At 70.3% G+C, this 10,281-nt stretch carries 10 protein-coding genes; 7 read left to right on the top strand and 3 right to left on the bottom strand.

Translation table 11 applies throughout. The annotated features are described in order from the left end of the window. Positions 1 to 120 precede the first annotated feature (120 nt). Both dnaJ and ACWCQM_RS23085 read left to right on the top strand, forming a co-directional pair. The gene (gene dnaJ / locus ACWCQM_RS23090; RefSeq protein WP_450917030.1) at positions 121 to 1,311 is read left to right on the top strand and encodes a molecular chaperone DnaJ; all 1,191 of its coding nucleotides are present in this window, start codon (positions 121 to 123) and stop codon (positions 1,309 to 1,311) included. 1 nt (position 1,312) lies between these two features. After that, positions 1,313 to 1,759: a heat shock protein transcriptional repressor HspR gene (locus ACWCQM_RS23085; protein WP_014155378.1), complete on the top strand. Its 447-nt coding sequence runs from the start codon at positions 1,313 to 1,315 to the stop codon at positions 1,757 to 1,759. A 35-nt stretch (positions 1,760 to 1,794) separates the two neighbouring features. Here the strand turns inward: ACWCQM_RS23085 and ACWCQM_RS23080 are convergent, their stop codons facing one another. Together ACWCQM_RS23080 and ACWCQM_RS23075 are read right to left on the bottom strand one after the other, a co-directional pair. Next, positions 1,795 to 2,796, bottom strand: a complete 1,002-nt coding sequence (locus ACWCQM_RS23080; protein WP_450917029.1) for a LuxR C-terminal-related transcriptional regulator — start codon at positions 2,794 to 2,796, stop codon at positions 1,795 to 1,797. A 179-nt stretch (positions 2,797 to 2,975) separates the two neighbouring features. Further along, complete coding sequence (locus ACWCQM_RS23075) at positions 2,976 to 3,959, bottom strand: helix-turn-helix transcriptional regulator (RefSeq protein ID WP_450917028.1); 984 nt, start codon at positions 3,957 to 3,959, stop codon at positions 2,976 to 2,978. Between the two features lie 128 nt (positions 3,960 to 4,087). Here ACWCQM_RS23075 and ACWCQM_RS23070 point away from each other — a divergent pair, with 128 nt between their 5' ends. Continuing rightward, positions 4,088 to 4,363, top strand: coding sequence for a hypothetical protein (locus ACWCQM_RS23070; protein ID WP_450917027.1), 276 nt, complete (start codon positions 4,088 to 4,090; stop codon positions 4,361 to 4,363). Beyond that, positions 4,360 to 4,680 (top strand): Rieske (2Fe-2S) protein, encoded by a 321-nt coding sequence (locus ACWCQM_RS23065; RefSeq protein WP_014155382.1) that lies wholly within the window; start codon positions 4,360 to 4,362, stop codon positions 4,678 to 4,680. Before ACWCQM_RS23070 ends, ACWCQM_RS23065 begins: the two co-directional genes overlap by 4 nt. Positions 4,681 to 4,779: 99 nt before the next feature. Here ACWCQM_RS23065 and ACWCQM_RS23060 read toward each other — a convergent pair whose 3' ends face one another. Then, entirely contained in the window at positions 4,780 to 5,181 is a 402-nt protein-coding gene (locus ACWCQM_RS23060) for a pyridoxamine 5'-phosphate oxidase family protein (RefSeq protein ID WP_359657195.1), read from the bottom strand. Between the two features lie 173 nt (positions 5,182 to 5,354). Here ACWCQM_RS23060 and clpB point away from each other — a divergent pair, with 173 nt between their 5' ends. From clpB to ACWCQM_RS23045, 3 genes are all read left to right on the top strand, one after another. Continuing rightward, a complete protein-coding gene (clpB, locus tag ACWCQM_RS23055; protein WP_450917026.1) occupies positions 5,355 to 7,955 on the top strand; it encodes an ATP-dependent chaperone ClpB in 2,601 nt (866 codons plus the stop codon). Positions 7,956 to 8,302: 347 nt separating this feature from the next. Further along, complete coding sequence (locus ACWCQM_RS23050) at positions 8,303 to 9,571, top strand: MFS transporter (RefSeq protein WP_450917025.1); 1,269 nt, start codon at positions 8,303 to 8,305, stop codon at positions 9,569 to 9,571. 82 nt (positions 9,572 to 9,653) lie between these two features. Further along, positions 9,654 to 10,211 (top strand): type III secretion system chaperone family protein, encoded by a 558-nt coding sequence (locus ACWCQM_RS23045; RefSeq protein WP_073750379.1) that lies wholly within the window; start codon positions 9,654 to 9,656, stop codon positions 10,209 to 10,211. Positions 10,212 to 10,281 lie beyond the last annotated feature (70 nt).

Genomic DNA, 10,281 nt, shown 5'->3' with positions numbered 1-10,281 from the left:
CCGCCGTCCGGGCAGGACGCGTTCCGCGTGCCGCCGTCCGGGCACGAGTCGTTCCGCGCGCCTGGCGCCCCGCCCGCCCAGGCCGGCCGCACGGCCTATCGTCCGGAAGGAGGGACGTCGATGAGCACGAAGGACTTCGTCGAGAAGGACTACTACAAGGTCCTCGGCGTCCCCAAGGACGCCACCGACGCCGAGGTCAAGAAGGCGTACCGGAAGCTCGCCCGCGAGTTCCACCCGGACGCCAACAAGGGCGACGCCAAGGCCGAGGAGCGCTTCAAGGAGATCTCCGAGGCGAACGACGTCCTCGGTGACCCCAAGAAGCGCAAGGAGTACGACGAGGCGCGCGCCCTCTTCGGCAACGGAGGCTTCCGGGCGGGTCCCGGCGGCGCGGGCGGCAACTTCAACTTCGACCTGGGCGACCTCTTCGGTGGCGCCCAGGGCGGCGGCCAGGGCGGTGCCGGAGGCTTCGGCGGTGGCGGCGGCGGTGGCCTGGGCGACGTGTTCGGCGGGCTCTTCAACCGTGGTGGCGGCGGCACGCGGGTCCAGCCGCGGCGCGGCCAGGACATCGAGTCCGAGGTGACGCTCAGCTTCACCGAGGCGGTCGACGGGGCCACGGTCCCGCTGCGGATGTCCAGCCAGGCGCCCTGCAAGGCGTGCTCGGGCACCGGCGACAAGAACGGCACCCCGAGGGTCTGCCCGACCTGCGTCGGCACAGGACAGGTCTCCCGGGGCACCGGCGGCGGCTTCTCGCTCACCGATCCCTGCGTCGACTGCAAGGGGCGGGGCCTCATCGCCCAGGACCCCTGCGACGTCTGCAAGGGCAGCGGCCGGGCGAAGTCGGCGCGCACGATGCAGGTCAGGATTCCCGCGGGGGTCCTGGACAACCAGCGGATCAGGCTGCGCGGCAAGGGCAGCCCGGGCGAGCGCGGCGGACCGGCCGGCGACCTCTACGTCGTCGTCCACGTCGACGCCCACCCGGTCTTCGGCCGCAAGGGCGACAACCTCACGGTCACCGTGCCCGTCACCTTCCCGGAGGCGGCGCTCGGCGGCGAGGTGAAGGTGCCCACGCTCGGCGGGCCCCCGGTCACCCTGAAACTCCCGGCGGGCACCCCCAACGGACGTACGATGCGGGCCCGGGGGAAGGGCGCCGTGCGCAAGGACGGCACCCGGGGCGACCTCCTGGTCACCGTGGAGGTGTCCGTCCCCACGGACCTCGGCGCGGACGCTCAGGACGCACTGGAGGCCTACCGGAAGGCGACCGCGGGGGAGGACCCGCGGGCGGAGCTGTTCCAGGCTGCGAAGGGAGCTTGAGATGGACGGCCGTCGACGCAATCCGTACCAGCTGACCGACGAATCACCGGTGTACGTGATCTCGATCGCGGCCCAGCTCTCGGGCCTGCACCCGCAGACGCTGCGCCAGTACGACCGTCTCGGCCTGGTCTCGCCCGACCGCACGGCCGGGCGCGGCCGGCGGTACTCCGCGCGGGACATCGAACTGCTCCGCACCGTCCAGCAGTTGTCGCAGGACGAGGGCATCAACCTCGCGGGCATCAAGCGCATCATCGAGCTGGAGAACCAGGTCGCCGCGCTCCAGCAGCGCGTCGCCGAGCTCTCGGCGGCGGTGGACGGCGCGGCCGTCGCCATGCAGCAGCGCGAGGCCCAGGTGCACGCCTCCTACCGGCGCGACCTCGTGCCGTACCAGGACGTGCAGCAGACCAGCGCGCTGGTCGTCTGGCGGCCGAAGAGGCCCAAGGACTGAGGCGTCCGCCCGGCAGGGCCCGCCCCGGAGTTCCACTACTCCGGGGCGGGCCCTGTCCGCGTGCCGGGGGCGTCCACGATGCCCGACCGCACGATGAGGGCGCCGAGATGGGTGCGGCTGGTGGCGCCGAGGGCCTGCATGAGCTTGGCGATGTGGGAGCGGCAGGTGCGGACGCTGATGCCGAGCTTGCGGGCCACGACGTCGTCGACATGGCCCTCGCTGAGGAGCCGGGCGACGGTCTGCTGGACGGTGGTTACCTGGGCGCCGGGGGCGGTCGTCCGCAACTGCTCGGTGAACGGGGTGGCCTGGGCCCAGAGGACCTCGTAGACCTGGACGAGATAGCGGACGAGCGCGGGGTGGCGGATCTCCAGGGCGATGGTGCGCTCGGGAGTGGCCGGGATGTACGCGAGGGCGCGGTCGAAGATGATCAGGCGCTCGACGGACTGCTCCATCGTGCGGACCTGGAGGCAGCCGGACGGCACCTGCGCCATGTAGTCCTTGACCCGGGGGTTGTAGCGCGCCGGGTGCTGGTAGATGTGCCGGAGCCGCGCTCCTCCGGCGATGGCCGAGCGGGCGTTCTCCACCCCCTGCCGCATGTTGTGTTCCAGACGGTTGCCTCCCGGCTGCGCCGTCAGCACCTCCTCCCGGGCGCGGAGAGCCGCCTCCTGGAGCGCCGAGACGATCTGCGGCCGTCCGGTGAGCACCGTGATCCCCAGATTGGGGTCCTCGTCCACGACGGAGGCCAGCGGCGCCAGGGCGTGGCTCAGGGCGGTGCTCAGCCGTATCCGCTCGTCGATCTCCCGCGTGATGGGCTGCAGCAGGTGGGCCAGCGCGGCGGTGGGCGGGACGGGGCGCATCCAGGCGTCGTCGCCCGGGTCCGGGTGCACCAGGGCCATCTCGATCAGACAGGGGGCCGGTGCGAGGGCGGTGCGGGAGACACGGCCGACGCGGAGCGCTCCCTCGTACAGCTGGATCGCCGGTGCGCAGAGTTCCCTGGGGCCGTGTGAATGCGCCGGAATTGTCTCGTCGGTATTCATTTGATGACCCCTCACTTTGTGCAGTGCCAAAAGATGACGGTGGTGCGGGTGGCGCCGTCGGTGGAGTGTGGACCTGCCGGGAGAGGGGGGCCGCCCGGCACGATGTGGGCATGGCCGCCGCTCTCCCCCTGATGGGGGCATGCCCTCGGCCCTGGGGGGGATGCCTCGGGCCTGCACGTTCAGGAGTCCTGGTCCAGGATTCCTGAACGTGCGATCAGATAGCCGAGCTGGGCACGGCTGGTACTGCCCAGGGTGGCCGACAGCTTGGCGACATGGGCCCGGCAGGTGCGGACGTTCATGCCGAGGCGGCGGGCGATGGAGTCGTCCACATGGCCCTCGACGAGGAGTTGGGCGATGGAGCGCTGGACACCGGTGATCCCCTCGGGGGTCGGCTCGTACTTGATCTCCTCGAGCAGCGGGGCGGCCCTGGTCCAGAGCTGCTCGAACACCTTGGCCAGATACTCGACCAGGCCGGGGTGGCGCAGTTCCAGGGCGACCATGCGGTCGTCCTGGGCGGGAATGAAGGCGACGGTGCGATCGAAGACGATCAGACGCTCGATGAGCTCTTCCAGCGTGCGTATCTCCACGTGGTCGCCGGCCATGCGCTCGGCGTAGGCCAGTGTGCTCTGGCTGTGGCGCGCCGTGTGCTGGTACAGCGTGCGGATCCTGATGCCGCGGTCCACGACGGACAGGCCGCGCTCCAGGGACCGGCTGAGGATGTCCTCGGGCCTTCCTCCGCCCGGCTGGACGGTGAGGACCTCGGAGCGGCACTCCGCGGTCGCGAGATCGAGGGAGGCGTTGATCCGGTTGACGCCCTCCAGCACGGTGATCGCGTGGGTGGCCGACGGGCCCTGCGCGCTGATGTCCATGAACGGCTCGAAGCATTCGGTCAACGCCAGGGAGTGCCGCCGGCGTTCCTGAATCTCGCGTTCTATGGGATGAAGGTGTTGTGCGAGTGCCGCCGACGGTGCGACGGGGCGGAGCCAGTCCGCGGCATCGGGGTCGGGGTGCAGCAGCGCGAACTCGATCAGACAGGGCGCCGAACCCACTTCGGCGCGTGCGATGCGTCCGGTGCGCAGCGCGATGGCGTAAAGGCGTGCTCCGTCCTCACATAGTTCGGCAATCCCGTGAGGATGTGTCGGTTTTGTGGTTCTTGCGCCCATATCTCCACCCCCCAGGTTCCTGAACTTGCAGGAACATGATGCATCGACGCAGTGGTGTTCGAGTGCCCAGGTGAGACATCGTCTTCAGTGCGGGGGAGAAGAATCCACAAGTGAGGACGAAGCCGACTATGTACAAGCGAATGCTTCGCTCGGCGCTTGCCGCCACGTTCGTCGCGGCCATGGGTTTCGGGCTGTCGAGCGCAGGCGACATCGGCTGGAGCAGCGAGGCGGCTGCTGCGCCGGGTGACATCGGCTGGAGCGTGCAGGCAGCCGCGCCGTCCGACATCGGCTGGGCCGCTCCCGCGAGCGGCCAGGGCGACATCGGCTGGTCTTCTCCGACCGACATCGGCTGGTCCTCTCCGACTGACATCGGATGGGCCGCCCCGACCGGCACCGCGGCATGACCACCCCACCGGACGACCGCACCTTCCGGCGGGAGATGGCCACGGCGTACCGCTCAGGGTGGCATTTCATCGATCTGCTCACGGCACTTACCCGCCAGGGCGATTCGTTGATGGTCACCCTGTTCGGAGAGCCGATTGTCGTTGTGATGGAAACGGACGACGATATCCGCGCCTATCGCTGTCTTCGCCGACCGCGCGGAGCGCCGCAACCTGTTCGCTGTGCCGTGAGGTACGGCATGATTTTCGTAAATCTCGATCAGCGCGACCATGAGCTGTTCGAACCAGAAACCATTTCCGCCACCCCCCGCAGTGCCTGAACGATTCCCCCGTCGTTCCATATCGTTCCGGCACTTCCCCCACACAACGGCGCCATCGTGACCTGAACACGGTGGCGCCGTTGTGCTGCCCGGAATTGTTCAGCCTTTTCCGAGAGCCCTGTCGACGGCGATCTCGATGACGACCCGGTCCGGGTTGTGCCGGGGTGTGCGCTCGTAGCGATCCGCGTAGCGGCGTACCGCGTCCGCCACCTCCGCGGGCTCCGCGCGGACCACCGCCCGGCCCTCCAGGGTGGCCCAGCGGCGCCCCTGCATCTGGCAGACCGCGACCCGTGCCCCGTCCGGGCCGGCCGCCAGGACATGGGCGACCTTCCTGCTGTTCCTGTCGGTGATGACGCGGGCGGTCCGCGTCTCCGGGTCGTACGTCACGCCGACCGGCACCACGTGCGGGGTGCCGTCCGGGCGGAGCGTGGTCAGGGTGCACACGTGGCGTTCCCGCCAGAAGGCGAGGTACTCGGGGCCGGGGTTGCGTACGTCAGGCATGGGGTCAGCCTAGAGACAGCGGGATACGGAGGTCCGTGCAGTGGTGCGCACAGCGGGACACCGAGACCCGGGGAGGCGTGCGCGTACAGCCTTGAGTGGAATAGACTCAAGTTTGTACCTGTTGTGGGAGTCATAGTTCCAGGAAGCACCCGTACGAGGAGGAGGCAGCGCCCGTGGACGCCGAGCTGACCAACAAGAGCCGCGACGCCCTCAACGCGGCCACCGGCAGGGCCGTCAAGGACGGCCACCCCGACCTGACCCCCGGGCACCTGCTGCTGGCACTGCTCGCGGGCGAGGACAACGCCAACATCACCGACCTGCTGGCCGCCGTCGAGGCCGACCAGGCCGCCGTGCGCGCCGGCACCGAACGGCTCCTGGGCTCGCTGCCCAGCGTCACGGGATCGACCGTGGCACCGCCGCAGCCCAACCGTGAGCTGCTCGCCGTCATCTCCGACGCCGCCCAGCGGGCGAAGGAGCTCGGCGACGACTACATCTCCACCGAGCACCTGCTGATCGCCGTCGCGGCGAAGGGCGGCCGTGCCGGTGAGATCCTCGACGGGCAGGGAGCCAGTGCGAAGAAGCTGCTGGACGCATTCGAGAAGAGCAGGGGAGGGCGCCGGGTGACCACTCCCGACCCCGAGGGCCAGTACAAGGCGCTGGAGAAGTTCGGCACCGACTTCACGGCGGCCGCGCGCGAGGGCAAGCTCGACCCGGTCATCGGCCGTGACCAGGAGATCCGCCGCGTCGTGCAGGTGCTGTCGCGCCGCACGAAGAACAACCCCGTGCTCATCGGCGAGCCCGGCGTCGGCAAGACGGCCGTCGTCGAGGGGCTCGCCCAGCGCATCGTCAAGGGCGACGTCCCCGAGTCCCTGCGCAACAAGCGGCTCGTCTCCCTGGACCTCGGCGCGATGGTCGCCGGCGCGAAGTACCGCGGCGAGTTCGAGGAACGCCTCAAGACCGTCCTCTCCGAGATCAAGGAGAGCGACGGCCAGATCATCACCTTCATCGACGAGCTGCACACCGTCGTCGGCGCGGGCGCCGGTGGCGACTCCGCGATGGACGCGGGCAACATGCTCAAGCCGATGCTCGCCCGCGGTGAGCTGCGGATGGTCGGTGCCACCACGCTGGACGAGTACCGCGAGCGCATCGAGAAGGACCCCGCCCTGGAGCGCCGCTTCCAGCAGGTCCTGGTCGCCGAGCCGTCCGTCGAGGACACCATCGCCATCCTGCGTGGCCTCAAGGGCCGCTACGAGGCCCACCACAAGGTCCAGATCGCCGACTCCTCGCTGGTGGCCGCCGCGACCCTCTCGGACCGCTACATCACCTCCCGCTTCCTCCCCGACAAGGCGATCGACCTCGTCGACGAGGCGGCCTCCCGGCTCCGCATGGAGATCGACTCCTCGCCCCTGGAGATCGACGAGCTCCAGCGGTCGGTCGACCGGCTGCACATGGAGGAGCTGGCGCTCAGGAACGAGAACGACGAGGGCTCCAAGCAGCGGCTGGAGAAGATCCGCCGCGACCTCGCCGACAAGGAGGAGGAGCTGCGCGGTCTCACCGCCCGCTGGGAGAAGGAGAAGCAGGGCCTGAACCGCGTCGGTGAGCTCAAGGAGCGCCTCGACGAGCTGCGGGGCCAGGCCGAGCGCGCCCAGCGCGACGGCGACTTCGACACCGCGTCCAAGCTGCTCTACGGGGAGATCCCCGGTCTGGAGCGCGAGCTGGCCGAGGCGGACGAGGCCGAGCAGGAGGCCGCCGTCGACACCATGGTCAAGGAGGAGGTCGGCCCGGACGACATCGCCGACGTCGTCGGCGCCTGGACCGGCATCCCGGCCGGACGGCTCCTGGAGGGCGAGACCCAGAAGCTGCTGCGGATGGAGTCGGAGCTCGGCAGGCGGCTGATCGGCCAGGGTGAGGCCGTGCGATCCGTGTCGGACGCCGTGCGCCGTACGCGCGCCGGCATCGCCGACCCCGACCGGCCCACCGGCTCGTTCCTCTTCCTCGGCCCCACCGGGGTCGGCAAGACGGAGCTGGCCAAGGCGCTCGCGGACTTCCTGTTCGACGACGAGCGGGCCATGATCCGCATCGACATGAGCGAGTACAGCGAGAAGCACAGCGTCGCCCGGCTCGTCGGTGCCCCGCCCGGATACGTCGGCTACGAGGAGGGCGGCCAGCTCACCGAGGCGGTCCGCCGCCGCCCGTACAGCGTCGTGCTGCTGGACGAGGTCGAGAAGGCCCACCCCGAGGTCTTCGACATCCTGCTCCAGGTGCTCGACGACGGCCGGCTCACCGACGGGCAGGGCAGGACGGTGGACTTCCGCAACACCATCCTGATCCTCACGTCGAACCTGGGAAGCCAGTACCTCGTCGACCCGGCGACCGACGCCGAGACCAAGAAGGCGCGGGTCCTGGAGGTCGTACGCGCCTCCTTCAAGCCGGAGTTCCTGAACCGGCTCGACGACCTGGTGGTCTTCTCCGCGCTGTCCGGCGACGAGCTCGCCCACATCGCGGGGCTCCAGGTGGCCCGGCTCGCCGACCGGCTGGCCGACCGCAGGATCACCCTCGACGTCACGCCTCAGGCCCTGGCCTGGCTCGCCGAGGAGGGCAACGATCCGGCGTACGGCGCCCGGCCGCTCCGCAGGCTCATCCAGACGGCGATCGGCGACCGGCTCGCGAAGGAGATCCTCGCGGGCGAGGTCAAGGACGGCGACACCGTCCGGGTCGACCGGGCCGGCGACGGGCTGATCGTGGGGACCGCGACGGCGGCCAAGACCCTGTAGACGGAGGTACGGACGCTCCCCGTGTCCCCGGCCGGCGGCCCGCGCCCCGGCCGGGGACGTCCGTGTGAGGGCACCGGCCCTATTGATGTGTGCATCCGGCACGCATCGACGGTGGAGCCGCCCTCGATATTGAGCCGAAAATTTACATTCCGTGGCTGATTGGCGGACGGGGAAGGCTCCTGGCCGTTGTTATTTGTACCCGGGCGATACATATCGACACCCTCGGCGGGAGCGGGAACGGCCGAGTTCGACGTGATCGTGATCCGCGCAATATCGGGACACTCCGGGCCCTTTTCCTTTACGTCGAGGGAGGCTCTGCGGAATTCGGAAGCCGGTAAGGTACGCGCATGACGGAGCGGATACCTGGCGGGACGAGTGCGGAGTCGAAGGATTGCAGAAGTGACAGTCTGATTCGCCTCAGCGAATTCAGAACGCTGTGGGCTGCTTTCGCTCAGTCCGTGCTCGGCGACCAGCTCGCCCGGGTCGCGCTGTCGCTCCTGGTCTTCGAACGCACCGAGTCGGCGGGCTGGACCGCGGCGACGTACGCCCTGACGAGCCTGCCCGCCCTGCTCTCCGGAGTCCTGCTCTCCGGTCTCGCCGACCGCTTCCCCCGGCGCACGGTCATGATCGGCTGCGACCTGGTGCGCGCCGTCCTCGTCGGACTGATGGCCCTGCCCCATACGCCGCTGCCGGTGCTGGCCGGACTGCTGGTCCTGGCCCAGCTCGCCGAGGCCCCGTTCGGGGCCTCGCAGGGGGCCCTGATGCCCGCCGTGCTGGGCGAGCGCCTCTACGAGCGCGGGCAGCGCGTGATGATGATCACCCATCAGACGGGACAGCTGCTGGGCTTCGCCGCGGGCGGGGTGCTCGTCGTGTGGCTGGGGAGCCATGTCTCGCTCGGGCTGAACGCGGTGACCTTCCTGATCTCCGCGCTCCTGATCCGGCTGGGTGTGAAGGCGAGGCCCGTGGAGAAGGGCACCGACGAGCAGCCCAAGCGGGTGCACACCCAGGTGTGGAGCGCGGCGGCGCTGATCTGGTCGGACCCCCGGCTGCGCTCGCTGGTCGCGCTCGCCTGGCTGGCGGGGTTCATCGTGCTGCCGGAGGGTCTCGCCGCCCCCTTCGCGGAGGAGGCGGGCGGGAGCGCGGCCTCGGTGGGGCTCCTGCTCGCCGCGCACCCCGCGGGCATGGTCCTGGGCGCCGCCCTCCTCGGCCGGGCGGGCTTCGACGCCGAGCGCCGCCGCCGGCTGCTCGGGCCGCTGGCGGTGGGCGCGAACCTTCCGCTGGTCATCTACTGGGCGGGTCCCGGCGTGGGCGTGGCCCTGGTGGTGCTGCTGGTCTCCGGCATCTGCTCCGTGTACCAGATCACCGCGGCGGCGACCTTCGTCCTGCTCACCCCGGACGCCCAGCGCGGTCAGGCACTGGGGCTGGCCAGGTCGGGGCTGACCGCCATGCAGGGCATCGGCGTCGCGGCGGGCGGCCTGGCGGCGGAGCTGTCCGGGTCCTCGGCCCAGACCATCGGCGGGGCCGGCCTCGTCGGAACGCTGTGCGCGGTCCTGGTCGGGGTTTCCTGGTCGCGTGCCAGGGGAACGAGCGCCGGGACGATTCCCCTCAGCGCGTAGAAGCGGGGGCAGGACTACTGGCCGCCATCGCGGCTAGGGTCGGAGCCAGGAAACCACGTGCGATCCACAGGAGTACCCAGCGATGTCTATCGACCCGTCCTCGATCCCCAACTTCGGGGGACAGCCCGAACCGCAGGCGGCAGGACCCGAGGGCCCCGTGGTCCCTGACCAGGACCTCGTCAAGCAGCTTCTCGAGCAGATGGAGCTGAAGTACGTCGTCGACGACGAGGGCGACCTCGCCGCACCGTGGGAAGAGTTCCGCACGTACTTCATGTTCCGCGGCGAGGACGAGCAGCAGGTCTTCTCGGTCCGGACGTTCTACGACCGGCCCCACGCCCTGGACCAGCGCGCCGTGCTCCTCGACGCGATCGACGACTGGAACCGCCGCACCCTGTGGCCCAAGGTCTACACGCACTCCCACGAGGGCGAGGAGGGCGCCGCGGCGTCCGTGCGGCTGATCGGTGAGGCGCAGATGCTCATCGGCACCGGCGTCAGCCTGGAGCACTTCGTCTCCTCGACGGTCAGCTGGGTGCGGGCCTCGATCGAGTTCGACAAGTGGCTCGTGGAGCGCCTGGGCCTGGAGCCGGCGGACAAGAAGCCCGAGGGCGAGGCCGCGGGCGAGGAGTCCACGGAGGCCTGATCCGGCTGACGGGCGAAGGCCCGGCCGGGGGCGTGGTCCATGCGGCCACCGCCCCGGGCCGGGCCTTCGC

This window comes from Streptomyces sp. NPDC002125, assembly GCF_053593715.1.
Note: the sequence above shows the minus strand (reverse complement) of the source record. Positions and strands in the feature narration are given on the sequence as shown.

Excerpts from the sequence above, each read along its gene's own strand:
- dnaJ (WP_450917030.1), top strand. The coding sequence starts at position 121 with ATGAGCACGAAGGACTTCGTCGAGAAGGACTACTACAAGGTCCTCGGC.
- ACWCQM_RS23085 (WP_014155378.1), top strand. The coding sequence starts at position 1,313 with ATGGACGGCCGTCGACGCAATCCGTACCAGCTGACCGACGAATCACCG.
- ACWCQM_RS23080 (WP_450917029.1), bottom strand. The coding sequence starts at position 2,796 with ATGAATACCGACGAGACAATTCCGGCGCATTCACACGGCCCCAGGGAA.
- ACWCQM_RS23075 (WP_450917028.1), bottom strand. The coding sequence starts at position 3,959 with ATGGGCGCAAGAACCACAAAACCGACACATCCTCACGGGATTGCCGAA.
- ACWCQM_RS23070 (WP_450917027.1), top strand. The coding sequence starts at position 4,088 with ATGTACAAGCGAATGCTTCGCTCGGCGCTTGCCGCCACGTTCGTCGCG.
- ACWCQM_RS23065 (WP_014155382.1), top strand. The coding sequence starts at position 4,360 with ATGACCACCCCACCGGACGACCGCACCTTCCGGCGGGAGATGGCCACG.
- ACWCQM_RS23060 (WP_359657195.1), bottom strand. The coding sequence starts at position 5,181 with ATGCCTGACGTACGCAACCCCGGCCCCGAGTACCTCGCCTTCTGGCGG.
- ACWCQM_RS23050 (WP_450917025.1), top strand. The coding sequence starts at position 8,303 with ATGACGGAGCGGATACCTGGCGGGACGAGTGCGGAGTCGAAGGATTGC.
- ACWCQM_RS23045 (WP_073750379.1), top strand. The coding sequence starts at position 9,654 with ATGTCTATCGACCCGTCCTCGATCCCCAACTTCGGGGGACAGCCCGAA.